At 58.6% G+C, this 14,937-nt stretch carries 17 protein-coding genes and 1 tRNA gene; 2 read left to right on the forward strand and 16 right to left on the reverse strand.

Translation table 11 applies throughout. The annotated features are described in order from the left end of the window. Positions 1–308: 308 nt before the first annotated feature. A complete protein-coding gene (locus PMA3_RS23195; protein WP_003175786.1) occupies positions 309–521 on the forward strand; it encodes a cold-shock protein in 213 nt (70 codons plus the stop codon). Between the two features lie 97 nt (positions 522–618). After that, positions 619–1,107 carry an RDD family protein gene (locus PMA3_RS23200; RefSeq protein WP_064679378.1) on the forward strand — a complete coding sequence of 163 codons (489 nt, stop codon included), beginning with the start codon at positions 619–621 and terminating at the stop codon, positions 1,105–1,107. Positions 1,108–1,242: 135 nt separating this feature from the next. Here the strand turns inward: PMA3_RS23200 and nadA are convergent, their stop codons facing one another. The 16 genes from nadA to aspS form a co-directional block, all read right to left on the reverse strand. Beyond that, positions 1,243–2,301, reverse strand: a complete 1,059-nt coding sequence (gene nadA, locus PMA3_RS23205; RefSeq protein ID WP_064679379.1) for a quinolinate synthase NadA — start codon at positions 2,299–2,301, stop codon at positions 1,243–1,245. A 271-nt stretch (positions 2,302–2,572) separates the two neighbouring features. Then, positions 2,573–2,648: transfer RNA gene (locus tag PMA3_RS23210), tRNA-Lys, on the reverse strand. Positions 2,649–2,711: 63 nt separating this feature from the next. Further along, positions 2,712–3,404, reverse strand: coding sequence for a 7-cyano-7-deazaguanine synthase QueC (gene queC, locus PMA3_RS23215; RefSeq protein WP_064679380.1), 693 nt, complete (start codon positions 3,402–3,404; stop codon positions 2,712–2,714). A gap of 1 nt (position 3,405) precedes the next feature. Next, complete coding sequence (gene queE, locus PMA3_RS23220) at positions 3,406–4,053, reverse strand: 7-carboxy-7-deazaguanine synthase QueE (protein WP_064680789.1); 648 nt, start codon at positions 4,051–4,053, stop codon at positions 3,406–3,408. A 166-nt stretch (positions 4,054–4,219) separates the two neighbouring features. Continuing rightward, the gene (ybgF, locus tag PMA3_RS23225; RefSeq protein WP_064679381.1) at positions 4,220–5,056 is read right to left on the reverse strand and encodes a tol-pal system protein YbgF; all 837 of its coding nucleotides are present in this window, start codon (positions 5,054–5,056) and stop codon (positions 4,220–4,222) included. Positions 5,057–5,062: 6 nt separating this feature from the next. Continuing rightward, positions 5,063–5,566, reverse strand: a complete 504-nt coding sequence (gene pal, locus PMA3_RS23230; RefSeq protein WP_064679382.1) for a peptidoglycan-associated lipoprotein Pal — start codon at positions 5,564–5,566, stop codon at positions 5,063–5,065. Positions 5,567–5,618: 52 nt separating this feature from the next. Then, positions 5,619–6,869, reverse strand: coding sequence for a Tol-Pal system beta propeller repeat protein TolB (tolB, locus tag PMA3_RS23235; RefSeq protein WP_420848535.1), 1,251 nt, complete (start codon positions 6,867–6,869; stop codon positions 5,619–5,621). A gap of 47 nt (positions 6,870–6,916) precedes the next feature. Then, positions 6,917–8,017 carry a cell envelope integrity protein TolA gene (gene tolA, locus PMA3_RS23240; protein WP_064679384.1) on the reverse strand — a complete coding sequence of 367 codons (1,101 nt, stop codon included), beginning with the start codon at positions 8,015–8,017 and terminating at the stop codon, positions 6,917–6,919. Continuing rightward, positions 8,017–8,469, reverse strand: coding sequence for a protein TolR (gene tolR, locus PMA3_RS23245; protein WP_162493657.1), 453 nt, complete (start codon positions 8,467–8,469; stop codon positions 8,017–8,019). Before tolR ends, tolA begins: the two co-directional genes overlap by 1 nt. A 23-nt stretch (positions 8,470–8,492) precedes the next feature. Then, positions 8,493–9,188: a protein TolQ gene (gene tolQ / locus PMA3_RS23250; RefSeq protein WP_052964284.1), complete on the reverse strand. Its 696-nt coding sequence runs from the start codon at positions 9,186–9,188 to the stop codon at positions 8,493–8,495. After that, entirely contained in the window at positions 9,178–9,645 is a 468-nt protein-coding gene (gene ybgC / locus PMA3_RS23255) for a tol-pal system-associated acyl-CoA thioesterase (protein ID WP_064679386.1), read from the reverse strand. The genes tolQ and ybgC overlap by 11 nt, the downstream gene beginning before the upstream one ends. 127 nt (positions 9,646–9,772) lie before the next feature. Then, the gene (gene ruvB, locus PMA3_RS23260; protein ID WP_064679387.1) at positions 9,773–10,834 is read right to left on the reverse strand and encodes a Holliday junction branch migration DNA helicase RuvB; all 1,062 of its coding nucleotides are present in this window, start codon (positions 10,832–10,834) and stop codon (positions 9,773–9,775) included. Next, on the reverse strand, positions 10,835–11,449 hold the full coding sequence (ruvA, locus tag PMA3_RS23265; protein ID WP_064679388.1) for a Holliday junction branch migration protein RuvA: 615 nt from the start codon (positions 11,447–11,449) through the stop codon (positions 10,835–10,837). It abuts the gene before it with no gap. Positions 11,450–11,563: 114 nt separating this feature from the next. Then, the gene (gene ruvC, locus PMA3_RS23270; protein ID WP_064679389.1) at positions 11,564–12,088 is read right to left on the reverse strand and encodes a crossover junction endodeoxyribonuclease RuvC; all 525 of its coding nucleotides are present in this window, start codon (positions 12,086–12,088) and stop codon (positions 11,564–11,566) included. Between the two features lie 157 nt (positions 12,089–12,245). Continuing rightward, the gene (locus tag PMA3_RS23275) at positions 12,246–12,992 is read right to left on the reverse strand and encodes a YebC/PmpR family DNA-binding transcriptional regulator (RefSeq protein WP_008072427.1); all 747 of its coding nucleotides are present in this window, start codon (positions 12,990–12,992) and stop codon (positions 12,246–12,248) included. A gap of 123 nt (positions 12,993–13,115) precedes the next feature. Beyond that, positions 13,116–14,891, reverse strand: a complete 1,776-nt coding sequence (gene aspS, locus PMA3_RS23280; protein ID WP_064679390.1) for an aspartate--tRNA ligase — start codon at positions 14,889–14,891, stop codon at positions 13,116–13,118. Positions 14,892–14,937: the final 46 nt, after the last annotated feature.

The following is a 14,937-nucleotide window of genomic DNA, read 5'->3' on the forward strand; positions in this document are numbered from 1 at the left end:
GTTTATGAACCTTGCTTATAACGTTTGAAAACAACTGAACACCTCTAACGCATAAGCCAGCACTAGTTGCGCCCCATACGGGTCGACGCTAGCAAATCCGGGCCCTTCACAGGGCTTGTTTTTTCTCCCGTAGTTGGCGTAGAGTTTGTTCACTGTGTTTGCATGGGTCGCTTGGAATCGTGACCTGGGCAGTAGCCTACAAGTTAGCTACATCCCGTTCGACGTCTTCTTACTCTCCTGCAACCAGCCCCAGTACTCTTTCATGAGAAGGAGACTGTCATTAATTTTTTGCGTCAAGGAAATAAGAAATGTCCCAACGTCAGAGCGGTACCGTCAAGTGGTTTAACGACGAGAAAGGTTTTGGTTTTATCACTCCTGAAAGCGGTCCGGATCTGTTCGTGCATTTCCGCGCCATCCAGGGCAACGGCTTCAAGAGCCTGAAAGAAGGCCAGAAAGTGACTTTCGTTGCTGTGCAAGGCCAGAAAGGCATGCAGGCTGACGAGGTACAGGCAGAAGCCTGATCTTCTGTAACGAAAAAGCCCCTGATGGTGACATCAGGGGCTTTTTTGTGCGCATAAATCCGTAAAATGGCTTCTTTTTTCCGCCGAGAGCCCTGTCATGTCGAAACACCTGCTCAAACCCCAAGGCGAGTTTCCCGCCGCTGGCCTGGGGCGTCGCCTGGCAGCGATGTTCTATGATTTCCTGCTGTGTACCGCCCTGCTCATCGTCACCAGCGGCGTTTACAAGATCATTCAGATGGCAATTATCGGCGAAGACAGAATGCGCGCCTTGACCGAAGCGGGCGCACTGGACGGTGACCCGCTGCTGTCGACGGTGCTGCTGTTCGTGCTGTTCGGCTTCTTCGCCAAGTTCTGGACCTGGTCCGGCCAGACCCTGGGCATGCAGGTCTGGGGCATCCGCGTGCAGAACGTCGACGGCACATCCATCAGCCTGTGGCAGGCGCTGTTGCGCTTTGTGGTGTCGATTGCATCCTTGCTATGCGTCGGGCTGGGGTTCTTCTGGTCGCTGTTTGACAAGCGCAAGCGCAGCTGGCATGACATGTATTCCGACACGCAGCTCGTTCGTATCCCGAAGAAGACCAAGTAATTCAGCCATACAAAAACCACTGTGGGAGCGGGCTTGCTCGCGAAAGCGGTGTGTCAGTCGACTTTGAAGTTGTCTGACACACCGCTTTCGCGAGCAAGCCCGCTCCCACAGGTTCTGTGACTTGTCTGACAGATCTCAGGCGTTACCGGCCAACTTCATCCGCGCAGCCTGGGTAAAGTCGAGCATCCGCTTCAACGGCCGAATCGCCTGGGGAATCAACGCCGGATCGACAAAGATCTCGTTCGTCCCCTCCTTCAAGCTCTTCAGCGTGCGCTCAAGGGTGTTCATCGCCATCCACGGACAATGTGCGCAACTGCGGCACGCTGCGCCGTTACCGGCCGTTGGCGCTTCGATAAAGACCTTGTCCGGGCACAGCTGCTGCATCTTGTAGAAGATGCCGCGGTCGGTGGCGACGATGAGGGTCTTGTTCGGCAGGCTTTGCGCCGCCGCGATCAGCTGACTGGTGGAACCGACGGCATCCGCCAGTTCGATCACCGCGGTCGGCGATTCCGGATGCACCAGGATCGCAGCATCCGGGTACAGCGCCTTCATGTCTTCCAGCTGCTTGGATTTGAACTCCTCGTGAACGATGCAGGCACCGTCCCACAGCAACATGTCCGCACCGGTCTGGCGCTGGATGTAGGTGCCCAGATGCTTGTCCGGGCCCCAGATGATGGTTTCGCCGTTATCCATCAGGCTTTCGACGATCTCCAGGGCGCAGCTGGACGTCACCACCCAGTCCGCCCGCGCCTTGACCGCCGCCGAGGTGTTGGCATACACCACCACAGTGCGTTCAGGGTGCTGATCGCAGAACGCCGAGAACTCGTCCACCGGGCATCCCAGGTCCAGGGAGCAGGTGGCTTCCAGGGTCGGCATCAGGATGCGTTTTTCAGGATTGAGGATCTTGGCCGTCTCGCCCATGAACTTGACACCGGCGACCACCACGGTCTTGGCCGGATGAGCATTGCCGAAGCGGGCCATCTCCAGCGAGTCGGAGACACAGCCACCGGTTTCTTCGGCCAGGGCCTGAATCACCGGATCGCAATAGAAATGCGCAACCAGCACCGCGTCCTGAGCCTTGAGCTCGGCAGCAATGGCAGTGCGATAGTAGGCCTCTTCCTCGGCCGTCAGCGGCTTGGGCTGCTTGGCATCGAGGTGGGCTTGAACCAGAAGGCGTTCGGAAATCTGCGTCATGTTCGCAAGACCTGCAGGCGCTTTCGCGCGAAAGTCGAGTATACACCCGGCTCCGGACCCTTCAGGGTACCGCCGGGAGAGTGAGTGTCATCAGGCATGGACAACGTAGAAGCTGCGCAAGGCTACAGAATATCCCGTGGATGCAAAAGATGATTCTGACATGTGTTACACGGTGCAGCCCGGACCGAGCCGAACTCAAATCGCGGGCAAAAAAAAATCCGGAAATCCTCACTTGCGTGGGCCTTCCAGACTTTTAAAACTGCTACAAAAATGGTGGGTCGTGTGGGATTCGAACCTACGACCAATTGGTTAAAAGCCAACTGCTCTACCAACTGAGCTAACGACCCGCTGTGTGGTGGCGCGTATAATACTGATTTTTAAGGACTATTCAACACCTAATTTAAAATAAATCAAAAATAAGGGGTTGGGTCGCTGATACCGGCCGCCGCGAAGCCTTCTGCACGCAGGCGGCAGCTGTCGCATTTGCCGCAGGCACGGCCATTATCGTCGGCCTGATAGCAGGAAACCGTCAGGCCATAATCGACACCCAACTTCACGCCAGCCTTGACGATCTGTGCCTTGCTCAAGTTCTGCAGGGGTGCCTGGATACGGAAACCGTTCCCTTCTACACCGGCCTTGGTCGCCAGATTAGCCATGCGCTCGAAGGACTCGATGAACTCGGGACGGCAATCCGGATAGCCGGAGTAATCCACGGCGTTCACACCGATAAAGATGTCACGCGCGCCGAGCACTTCAGCCCAACCCAGTGCAAGGGACAGAAACACCGTGTTGCGCGCCGGCACGTACGTTACCGGGATGCCCTCGCCCGCCACTTCCGGCACGTCGATGCTGCTGTCGGTCAGTGCAGAACCGCCGATACCGTTCAGGTTCAGGCCGATCACCTTGTGTTCGACCACACCCAGGTCGCGAGCCACACGCTCTGCGGCATAGAGCTCTGCATGGGACCGCTGGCCGTAGTCGAAGCTCATGGTGTAGCAGCTGTAGCCTTCAGCACGCGCCATCGCTACGACAGTGGCCGAGTCCAGGCCGCCGGACAGCAGGATGACCGCACGTTTTTCCGTAGTGTTCAGTTGCTCAGTCATTTCAGCGCCCCGGCTCGTCATTCCAAAGATATTTATGCAGCTGCAATTGCAGGCGCACTGGCAGGTTGTCCGCCACCACCCAGTCCGCCAGGTCCCTGGCGTTCAGGTCATGATGGCTTGGTGAGAACAGCACTTCGCCGGCACGCTGATCCAGACCGTACTGAATCAGCTTGGACACGGCCCAGTCATAGTCTTCCCGCGAGCAGATGACAAACTTCACCTGATCGTTGCGAGTAAGCAGTTCGATGTTCTCGTAGCGGTTGCGGTGTGCTTCTTTCGAACCCGGGGTTTTCAGATCGACGACGCGACTGACCCGCGGATCGACCGCCGAGATATCCAGGGCGCCGCTGGTTTCCAGCGACACCTCGTAACCGGCGTCACACAACTGCTTGAGCAAAGGGATGGCATTGGGCTGTGCCAACGGCTCGCCACCGGTGACACACACGTAGCGCGGCCGAAAACCGGCCACTTGCTCGAGGATGTCATCGAGCGGGCGAACGGTGCCGCCCGTGAACGCGTAGGCGCTGTCGCAGTATTGGCAACGCAATGGGCAACCGGTCAGGCGCACAAAAACAGTGGGCAGCCCGGCAGTCCGCGTTTCACCCTGCAACGAGTAGAAAACTTCGGTGATTCTCAATGTGTCTTGCATAGTCGCCACGGGCATGACAGCTAAACAGGCTGTCCGCCTCCGTCAGGCACTTCAAGGAACCCCGCCAACGCGCAGATCCCAAAAAGCGTGTTTCATAAAAAGGGCGTGAATTCTAACGAAAAAACCCGCGGCAAGCGCGGGTTTCTTCGAAACAGGTCAAGCAGCCTTACATTTTCTGCAGATCGCGCTGGGCCAGCTGAGCAGCGGAAGTGCCCGGAAACTGCGACACAACCTGTTGCAAAATGCCTTTGACCTTGTCGGGATGACCAAGGCGACGTTCCACATCAGCGAGCTTGTACAGCGAATCAGGCACTTTGTTGTGCTTTGGGTACAGCTGCGAAACCTTGGCAAATGCCTGGCCAGCGCCTTGCAGATCGCCTTTGGCCAGGTTCACTTCGCCCAACCAGTACTGGGCGTTGCCCGCGTACTGGCTGTTCGGGTATTTGCGCAGGAATGCGGCAAAAGCCTGGCTGGCCTTGTCGAAATCCTTGGCCTTGATCAGGTCGAAGGCTGCATCGTAATACAGTTTTTCCTTCGCCGGATCCGCCGGTTCGCTGCCCGCCGCTGGCGCTTGAGCAGCCGCTCCCGCACCTGCGCCGGCTGCTGCACCGGGGGCGTTCAAATCGCCACCGGTGGAAGAATTATCAGGAGTCGCGGCTGGTGCAACGCCGGATCCTATGCGCCGATCAAGATCCTGATATCGCTCCAGGCTTTCTTGCTTCATGCGCGCTACATCATTTTGCAGAACTTCGATGACGCCTTGTTGGCGCGAGATCTGCTCCTGCATCGATTGCAGTTGGTTGAACAGCTCGCCCTGTGCCGAGACAGGGGCCGAAACCCCTCCCCCGGCATAGGCGCCGTTCGTACCGTAACCTGCAGGCGGATAACTGCTCCCGCTATTGTTATAGCCGGAGTTGTCCTCGACCACAGGAACCGCAGCCCACACCGCAAGCGGGGCGAGGCTGAGAGCCAAGACAGTTACAGCACGACGGCACGTTCGCATGGCGAATTACTTACGCAGTTCGACGCGACGGTTTTGAGCCCAGGACTGCTCGTCGTTGCCGGTAGCAACTGGACGCTCTTCGCCGTAGGAAACCAGTTCCAGCTGAGCTGGGGAAACGCCTTGCAGTACCAGGTAACGCTGAACGGCTTTCGCACGACGCTCGCCCAGTGCCATGTTGTACTCACGAGTACCACGTTCGTCGGTGTTGCCTTCCAGAACAACGCGAGCGCCGTTTGCTTTCAGGTCCTTGGCGTGAACGTCCAGAGCGCGCATGGCTTCTGGCTTCAGGTCCGAACTGTCGTATTCGAAGTAGAAAGTGGTGATGGCGCGCAGAGCAGCTTCTTCGCTCAGGGAACCATCAACGGCACCGGTGTTTGCGCCGTAACCAGCGTTTGGATCAACAGCCACTGCGCCTTCACCGGCATTGTCGCCGCCTTTGGACGAGCAACCAACGGCTACGGACAAAGCCAGTGCCAGAGCAGCAAACTTACCAAACTTCAGCATTTCCATCGTGAAACTCCTAATGAACCCCAATGTGTTAAGTACAACGTGTAGCGCCGCGTCAGTTCAGGTAAGGGGACCAGGACGGTTCTCTGACTTCGCCTTGTGCGGTAGGAAGCGGGAGCCTCACGCGTCCATTAATGGACACGAGCATCAAGACTCCCCGGCCCTGCTGGCGGGTGGCGTAGATTACCATGGTGCCGTTGGGCGCAACAGTAGGCGACTCGTCCAGAGTGCTATCAGTGAGTATCTTTACACTGCCGCGCTGCAAATCCTGGGCCGCCACCTTGAAATTGGTGAAGCCTTCCTGGCGATGGATCATGACCAGGGTCTTTTCGTCTGCCGACAGTTTAGGGTTGGCGTTGTAGTTACCGATGAAGGTCACACGCTCCGCACCACCGCCACCGGCGCTGGTCTTGTAGATCTGCGGCTTGCCGCCACGGTCGGAGGTGAAGTAGATGGTCGAACCATCCTTGCCCCAGAACGGCTCGGTGTTGATGCCCGGACCATTGGTGACACGGGTGATCTGGCGCGAACCCAGGTTCATCACGTAGATGTCCGGGTTACCGTCCTTGGACAGTACGAACGCCAGGCGATTGCCATCCGGCGACCAGGCTGGCGCACCGTTCAGGCCTTCGAAGTTGGTGATCTGCTCACGGCGACCGGTGTCGATGTTCTGCATGAAAATGCGCGGACGCTTCTGCTCGAACGAGACATAGGCGATGCGCTTGCCATCCGGTGCGAAACGCGGCGACAGGATCGGCTCGCGCGACTGCAGCAGGGTCACGGCGCGTGCACCGTCATAGTCCGAACGTTGCAGGGTGTAGCGCGTGTTCTTCTCGGAGAAGCGCTCGGCGGTCACGTACAGCAGACGCGTCGAGAACGCACCTTTGATACCGGTGAGTTTTTCGAACGACTGGTCGGCGATGTAGTGCGACATGTCGCGCAGTTGATCGACGCTGCCCGAGACGCTGCCGGTCAACACTTGCTGTTCGGTGGCGACGTTGAACAGTGCGTATTGAACCTGCAGGCGACCGCCCGCCGGTGCAACGCTGCCGACCATGACGTACTGGGCACCCAGCGCCTTGAAGTCACGGAAGATGATTTCGCTGGCCTGGCTCGGCTGGCTGATCATGTTCTGCTTTGGAATCGGCGAGTAATACCCCGAGTTGCGCAGGTCGTTACCGATGATTTCAGCCATGTCGTCCGGCAGCAAGCTGCCGCCCTGGTTGCCGAATGGAACGACGGCGATCGGAGTAGCCCGATCGCTGCCGCTGGTAACCAGAATGTTTTTTTCATCTGCTGTCGCCATACCTGCCAGGCAGCAGATAACGACAAGCATTCCTCGAAGAAGGTTTCTCACAAGGCTAGATCCTCAGGTGTGAATGTCATCTTGAATGAACGATAGGGAGCGAAATCGCTCGGTTTCATTCCCTGCATTTCTGTCAAACGTCCAATATTCTTGACCGCTGCAACCGCCGAAGCGTCGAACGGACCATCGCCGCTGGACCTGGCCACGCTGACCGTCGCCAATGTGCCGTCCGGCAACATGCCGATTTGCAACACGACCGTCATGCCTTTGCGCGCCGAAGGTGGACGAGCCCAGCCTTCCGCTGCACGAGCACGAATCAGGTCATCGAAACTGCCGGCGACTTCGTCACCCTGCTCATCCGCCAAGGCCTGCTGACGCTGCGGCGTGTCGGAAAGCAAATCTGCCAAGGCCTGGGCCTTTTTGTCTTCGGCGGACTTGCGCGCCGCTTCCTGCGACTTTTTCTTCGCCGCATCGGCAGCAGCAGCTTTCTTCTTCGCGTCTTCGGCGACTTTCTTCTTCGCCTCTTCAGCTTCGGATTTTTTCTTGGCGTCTTCCGCGGCTTTCTTCTTCGCGTCTTCGACGATCTTTTTCTTGGCTTCTTCAGCGGCCGCTTTCTTGGCCTCTTCTTCAGCCGCTTTCTTGGCTTCTTCTTCAGACTTCTTCTTGGCTATATCAGCCAATTGTTTCTCTTCGGCCTTTTTGGCTTCGGCGGTCTTCTTCGCTTCATCGGCTTTCTTGGCTTCATCGGCTTTCTTGGCCTCATCAGCCTTTTTTGCCTCTTCCGCTTTCTTCGTCTCGTCGGCCTTCTTGGATTCTTCGGCTTTTTGAGCGGTGTCTTCCTTCTTTTGTTCCGCGGCCTTGATCGCTTCCTGCTCGATCTTTTTCTGTTCCATCTGTTCGACTTCGGTCTGGCGCGCGGCGGATTTCTTCGCCTCACCCGCAATCTTCTGATTGGTCTGGGTGGTCGCCTGACTTTTCGATTTCAATTGGTACAGGGTCGCCTGGACAATAGGCTTGGCCGGCGGCAGTTCCGGTGTGAAGGCAAAACTGACGAACAGCATGCCAAAAACCAGCACGTGCAAGACCAGCGCCCAGACACTAGGCCAGAAATAGCTTTCCGAGGCGGACGGCTCTCGCATTTGCTGCATCAGGGTGCCTCGGTAATCAAGCCAACATTACCGACCCCGGCTTTCTGCAGCCCGCCCATGGCACCCATGACGGCACCGTAATCGACAGTCTTGTCGCCACGAATGAACACCTGGGTACGCTTGCCGTTACTGTTGCCGGCGCTGATGATCTTGGTCACCGCGCTGGTCATCTGCGGCAAGGTCATGGCCTTGTCCTGCTGCTTTTCGGTGTCGACTTCGCTGCCAAGGTTCCAGTAATAGGTCTTGTCAGCCTTGATCGAAATGGTCAGGACCTGGGTGTTGTTGTCCTGCGGCAAGGCTTCGCTGGAAACCTTGGGCAGATCAACTTTCACGCCCTGATTGAGCATCGGCGCGGTCACCATGAAGATGACCAGCAGTACCAACATCACGTCGATGTAGGGCACCACGTTCATCTCGGCGACCGGCTTGCGCTTTTTGCGAGCTCGAGCGATTAAAGCCATTGGAAATTACCTGCTTATTCTTCGCTGGTGTGCACTTTGCGGTGCAGGATCGCCTGGAATTCATCGGCGAAGGTGTAGTAACGGCCCAGCAGGGTTTCGCTGCGGGCAGCAAAACGGTTGTAAGCGATAACGGCCGGGATCGCGGCGAACAGACCGATCGCGGTGGCGATCAGTGCTTCGGCGATGCCTGGCGCGACAGTTGCCAGGGTCGCTTGCTGGGCAGTGGCCAGGCCACGGAAGGAGTTCATGATGCCCCAGACCGTACCGAACAGACCGATGTACGGGCTGACGGAGCCGACGGTGGCGAGGAACGGCAGGCTCTGCTCGAGCTTTTCTTCTTCACGGGAAATGGCGACGCGCATGGCACGGGCCACGCCTTCCATGACCGCTTCCGGATCGACGCCAGCCTGTTGGCGCAGACGGGAGAACTCCTTGAAACCGGCGCGGAAGATCTGCTCGACGCCCGAATCCGGGTCAGGGTTGCTGCCCGCCTGGCGGTAGAGTTTGGACAAGTCGATGCCCGACCAGAAACGCTCCTCGAAGCTCTCCAGGGCACGTCGACCGGCGCGCAGCAAGTTGCTGCGCTGAAAGATCATGATCCATGAAGTCACCGATGCGGCTACCAGGATCAGCATTACCAGTTGCACCACGATACTGGCATTGCTGACCAGGCTCCACATGGAGGAATGGTCGACGACGTTAGCTTCCACGCTTTATCTCCTGCTTTGAGTGTGTACCCGCGCCGCTCACGACGGCAAAGGCCGTACGTAGAGCTTCGGGAATGGCCCGGGGTTTTAAACTGTCAGTGCGCACACAGGCCACCAGAAACTGCCCTTCGCAGAGCAGCACATTATCCGTAGCCCGCCTGACCTGCTGCTTGAAGCGCAAGCTGGCACGGTTCAATTCGATTACCTCGGCGCTTACCAGCAGTTCGTCGTCCAGTCGCGCCGGCGCGTGGTAACGCGCTTCGCTGGAATGCACGACAAACAACAGGTCCTCACCTGCCAGCGCCGACTGGGCAAAGCCCAGCTCCCGGAGCCGCTCGGTTCGAGCCCGTTCCATAAACTTGAGGTAATTGACGTAATACACGATGCCGCCCGCATCGGTGTCCTCGTAATAAACGCGACAACGAAATGCGAAAGGCCCAAGCCCGTTTTGCGCGCGCATACTCTAGTGCTTACTCCTCAGGTTGCCAATCCGGCCAGGCAACTGTTTTTCATTGTTCTGCGGCTTTCTCGCGAAAGTACGGTCCTAGGACAGCACAATGCCCGAAAATTCAGCGCGCAAAAGTTAATTAATCGTCCACGGCATCGAGGAATTCGTCTACCACGGGCATCTCGCCCAATCGTGACGGAATGTTTAAGCCGAAATGCAGGTATGCATGCCGCGTCACCACCCGCCCCCGCGGTGTGCGCATGATGTAGCCCTGCTGGATCAGGTAGGGCTCCAGCACGTCTTCGATGGTGTGGCGCTCTTCGCTGATCGCCGCGGCGAGGCTATCGACCCCGACCGGGCCACCGTCGAACTTCTCGATCATGGTCAACAGCAGACGCCGGTCCTGGTGATCGAAGCCACGTTCGTCGACATCCAGCAGGTTCAACGCCAGGTCGGCGATCGGCTTGGTGATGTGGCCCTTGGCGCGAACCTCGGCAAAGTCCCGCACCCGGCGCAGCAGGCGATTGGCGATCCGCGGGGTGCCGCGGGCACGGCGGGCGATTTCAAAGGCGCCTTCCGGGTCCAGCGGCAAGCCGAGGATGGTCGCCGAGCGGCTGACAATCGTTGCCAGGTCGGCCGTGTTGTAGAACTCCAGGCGCTGGACGATACCGAAACGGTCACGCAACGGATTGGTCAGCATCCCGGCCCGCGTCGTCGCACCGACCAGGGTGAACGGCGGCAGATCGAGCTTGATCGAACGCGCGGCCGGCCCTTCGCCGATCATGATGTCGAGCTGGAAATCTTCCATTGCCGGGTACAGCACTTCTTCGACGATCGGCGAGAGCCGATGGATTTCGTCGATGAACAACACATCGTGAGGCTCAAGGTTGGTCAGTAGCGCGGCCAGGTCACCCGGGCGTTCAAGCACGGGCCCCGAAGTGCTTTTGATCGACACCCCCATTTCCTGGGCGATGATGTTGGCCAGGGTGGTTTTACCCAGGCCCGGCGGGCCGAAAATCAGCGTGTGGTCCAGGGACTCCTTACGTCCACGGGCCGCCTGGATGAACAACTCCATCTGCTCGCGAACAGTCGGCTGGCCAATGTATTCGGCCAGGCTGACGGGGCGAATGGCCCGGTCCTGGACTTCCTCGCGGTCACGGGGAACACCCGTGGCGGCGATCAGACGATCGGCTTCAATCACTTAAATCATTCCCTTCAGGGCACGACGAATCATGTCTTCACTGCTCAAACCTTTCTCCTTGATCGCAGAAATCGCCTTGCTGGCTTCCTGCGGCTTGTAGCCCAGGGAAATCAGCGCGCTGACCGCGTCATTTTCGGCGGTGGCGACCGGAGCCGCGTCTGGCCCGCCCGGCTGGTTTGGCACCAGGGCGAACATCGCCGGTACCGTTTCCCAGGCCTTGAAGCGGTCCTTGAGTTCCACCAGCAAGCGCTCGGCGGTCTTCTTGCCCACGCCAGGCACCTTGGTCAGGGCCGAGGTGTCCTGGGACTGCACGCAACGCACCAGCTCGTCGACTTCCAGACTCGACATCAAGGCCAGGGCCAGCTTCGGGCCTACACCATTGAGACGAATCAACTCGCGAAAAAAGTCTCGCTCACGCTTGCCGAAGAAGCCATAGAGTAACTGCGCGTCTTCGCGTACGACTAAATGGGTGTGCAAGGTCAGCGGTTCACCGACCGACGGCAAGCGATACAGCGTGGTCATGGGCACTTCCAGCTCATACCCCAGACCATTTACATCCAGAATCAGGTGCGGCGGCTGTTTCTCAGCCAGTGTGCCGCGCAAGCGTCCAATCACGTTTCAGATCCTTGAGCGTTGGCCAGATCAGTGCTGGCGACTGACAGAACAAGGGGTTTGCGCCGACGACCCAGGCGCAAAACCCTCACTCCATAAAAATGATTGCTGATGCTATCAGAGACGCAGGCGCCCGCCACGACTGCGTGCGGCGCCCAGGCCATGGGGTAACAGGCTGGAACGGGTGTGAGCATGGCAAATGGCAATGGCCAGGGCGTCCGAGGCATCGATTTGCGGCTTGCTGGTCAACTTCAGCATGTGCATGACCATCATCTGCACCTGCTCTTTATTCGCAGCGCCGGTGCCGGTCACGGCCTGTTTGACCTGGGTGGCGGTGTATTCGGCGATCTCCAGGTTTTCTTCGGCGCCGGCAACGATAGCTGCGCCGCGGGCCTGGCCGAGCTTTAACGCCGAGTCGGCGTTGCGGGCCATGAACACCTTTTCGATGCCCATGGTCACCGGGCCGTAGGTCTGGATGACTTCGCGCACGCTGCGATAGACGATTTGCAGGCGCTCGTGCAACTCGCCAGAACCGGTGCGGATGCAACCCGACGCCACGTATACGCAGCCACGGCCGGTATCGGATACCACGCCATACCCGGTAATGCGCGAACCGGGGTCGATACCAAGAATTAAAGTCATAACGCCTGCGGGTTCAGAAAAAACACGGTATTCAATACACGAATAACAAATGTGGGAGCGGGCTTGCTCGCGAATACGGTTCCACATTCAGCAACAATGTTGCCTGAAAATCCGCATTCGCGAGCAAGCCCGCTCCCACATTGAATAATAGTTGCCCTTATCCGAGCTGTGCGGCCACTGACTCTGGAATGTCGGCATTGGAATAGACGTTCTGCACATCATCCAGGTCTTCAAGCATGTCGATCAGCTTGAGCACCTTCTCGGCGCCCTCCAGGTCCAGTTCGGCACTGGTGGTCGGCAGCATGACGATTTCCGCGTCATCACCTTTGAACCCGGCGGCTTCCAGGGCGTTACGCACCGAGTAGAAACCGGCGAACGAGGTGAACACGTCGATGGACCCGTCTTCGTGGGTAACCACGTCATCGGCGTCGGCCTCCATGGCCGCTTCCATCAGCGCGTCTTCATCGACGCCCGGCGCGAAGGAGATCTGGCCCTTGCGCTCGAACAGGTAAGCCACCGAACCGTCGGTACCAAGGTTGCCGCCGCACTTGCTGAACGCATGGCGAACAGCGGCTGCGGTGCGGTTGCGATTGTCGGTCATGCACTCGACCATCACCGCCACGCCACCCGGGCCGTAGCCTTCGTAGGTCAGTTCGACCATGTCGTCGGTGTCGGCAGCACCGGCGCCGCGAGCCACCGCACGGTCGATGATGTCCCGGCTCATGTTCGCGCCAAGGGCCTTGTCCAGCGCCAGTCGCAAACGCGGGTTGGAACCCGGATCGCCGCCACCCTGACGGGCGGCGACAGTCAGTTCACGAATCCACTTGGTGAAAATCTTGCCTTTCTTGGCATCCTGACGTTCTTTGCGGTGCTTGATGTTCGCCCACTTGGAATGACCCGCCATAACTCGCTCCGAATTCTCTTTGAAACATTGCCCGCCGCGCCATGATGCGCCAGCCGGCAAACAAAAATCTCGACCTGTCTAAAAAGAAAGGGCGCATCCGAAGAGGCGCCCTTCAGGTCAGCCTTACTCAGCTTTTGGCGTTTCGCGCAGACGAATGTGCAATTCGCGCAATGCCTTGGCATCCACCAGACCCGGAGCCTGAGTCATGACGCAAGCCGCGCTCTGGGTTTTCGGGAAGGCGATCACTTCACGGATCGACTGGGCGCCGGTCATCAGCATCACCAGACGGTCCAGACCGAAGGCCAGGCCACCGTGCGGCGGCGCGCCGTATTTCAGGGCGTCGAGCAGGAAGCCGAACTTCTCTTCCTGTTCCGCTTCGCTGATACCCAGCAGACGGAACACCGACTGTTGCATTTCCTTGCGGTGGATACGGATCGAACCGCCACCCAGTTCGGTGCCGTTCAGCACCATGTCGTAGGCACGGGACAGCGCGGTCGCCGGGTTGGCTTCCAGTTCTTCCGGCGTGCACTTCGGCGCGGTGAACGGGTGGTGCAATGCAGTGAAGCTGCCGTCGTCGTTCTCTTCGAACATCGGGAAGTCGACCACCCACATCGGGGCCCACTCGCAGGTCAGCAGGTTCAGGTCGTTACCGACCTTGATCCGCAGCGCGCCCAGGGCTTCGCTGACGATCTTGGCTTTGTCGGCACCGAAGAACACGATGTCGCCGTCAACCGCGCCAACGCGATCCAGGATCACATTGAGGTTGGCTTCAGGGATATTTTTGACAATCGGCGATTGCAGCCCCTCGACGCCCTTCGCGCGCTCGTTGACCTTGATGTACGCCAGGCCCTTGGCACCGTAGATGCCGATGAACTTGGTGTAGTCGTCGATCTTGCTGCGCGGCATGCTTGCCGCACCTGGAACGCGCAGAGCGGCAACGCGGCATTTCGGGTCGTTGGCAGGGCCGCTGAACACCTTGAAGTCGACTTCTTTCAGTTGATCGGCAACGTCAACCAGTTCCAGCGGGTTACGCAGGTCCGGCTTGTCGGAACCGTAACGACGCATAGCCTCTTCGAAGGTCATGTGCGGGAAGTCGCCGAACTCCAGGTCCAGCACTTCCTTGAACAGGTTGCGGATCATTTGTTCGGTGATGCCCATGATCTCTTTTTCATCGAGGAAGCTGGTCTCGATGTCGATCTGGGTGAATTCCGGCTGACGGTCGGCGCGCAGGTCTTCGTCGCGGAAGCACTTGGCGATCTGGTAGTAACGATCGAAACCGGCAACCATCAGCAGCTGCTTGAACAGCTGTGGCGATTGCGGCAGGGCGAAGAAGCTACCGGCGTGAGTACGGCTCGGCACCAGGTAGTCGCGAGCGCCTTCTGGCGTGGCACGGGTCAGAATCGGCGTCTCGACATCGAGGAAGCCGTTCTCGTCCAGGAAGCGACGGATGCTGGTGGTCATGCGCGAGCGCAGACGCAGTTTCTCGAGCATTTCCGGGCGACGCAGGTCGAGGAAGCGATAACGCAGGCGGGTTTCTTCGCCGACGTCGGAGAACTCGTTGAGCGGGAACGGCGGGGTTTCCGCTTCGTTCAATACTTCCAGCTCGTAGCCCAGCACTTCAATCATGCCCGACGCCATGTTGGCGTTGGTGGCACCGGCCGGACGCAGGCGAACCTTGCCGGTGATCTTGACCACGTATTCGCTGCGCACGCGATCGGCGGCGGCGAAGGATTCGGCGCGGTCCGGGTCGAACACCACCTGGGCCAGACCGTCACGATCACGGATATCGAGGAAAATCACCCCACCGTGGTCACGGCGTCGGTGAACCCATCCGCAAAGGGTAATTTCCTGGCCTTCCAGGCTTTCGTTCAGTTGGCCGCAATAATGGCTGCGCATCATGGTAGTGGTTTCGCTTCTCGTAATTCGAAATTCGTTTGGAGACCTT

Origin of the sequence: Pseudomonas silesiensis, assembly GCF_001661075.1 — a bacterium.
Lineage (GTDB): Bacteria > Pseudomonadota > Gammaproteobacteria > Pseudomonadales > Pseudomonadaceae > Aquipseudomonas > Aquipseudomonas silesiensis.

Coding starts and splice junctions, on each gene's coding strand:
- ruvC (WP_064679389.1), bottom strand. CDS start 12,088: ATGACTTTAATTCTTGGTATCGACCCCGGTTCGCGCATTACCGGGTAT.
- nadA (WP_064679379.1), bottom strand. CDS start 2,301: ATGACGCAGATTTCCGAACGCCTTCTGGTTCAAGCCCACCTCGATGCC.
- ybgC (WP_064679386.1), bottom strand. CDS start 9,645: ATGCGCGCGCAAAACGGGCTTGGGCCTTTCGCATTTCGTTGTCGCGTT.
- pal (WP_064679382.1), bottom strand. CDS start 5,566: ATGGAAATGCTGAAGTTTGGTAAGTTTGCTGCTCTGGCACTGGCTTTG.
- aspS (WP_064679390.1), bottom strand. CDS start 14,891: ATGATGCGCAGCCATTATTGCGGCCAACTGAACGAAAGCCTGGAAGGC.
- queE (WP_064680789.1), bottom strand. CDS start 4,053: ATGCAAGACACATTGAGAATCACCGAAGTTTTCTACTCGTTGCAGGGT.
- tolB (WP_420848535.1), bottom strand. CDS start 6,869: ATGGCGACAGCAGATGAAAAAAACATTCTGGTTACCAGCGGCAGCGAT.
- PMA3_RS23200 (WP_064679378.1), top strand. CDS start 619: ATGTCGAAACACCTGCTCAAACCCCAAGGCGAGTTTCCCGCCGCTGGC.
- PMA3_RS23275 (WP_008072427.1), bottom strand. CDS start 12,992: ATGGCGGGTCATTCCAAGTGGGCGAACATCAAGCACCGCAAAGAACGT.
- queC (WP_064679380.1), bottom strand. CDS start 3,404: ATGACTGAGCAACTGAACACTACGGAAAAACGTGCGGTCATCCTGCTG.
- ybgF (WP_064679381.1), bottom strand. CDS start 5,056: ATGCGAACGTGCCGTCGTGCTGTAACTGTCTTGGCTCTCAGCCTCGCC.
- PMA3_RS23195 (WP_003175786.1), top strand. CDS start 309: ATGTCCCAACGTCAGAGCGGTACCGTCAAGTGGTTTAACGACGAGAAA.
- tolA (WP_064679384.1), bottom strand. CDS start 8,017: ATGCAGCAAATGCGAGAGCCGTCCGCCTCGGAAAGCTATTTCTGGCCT.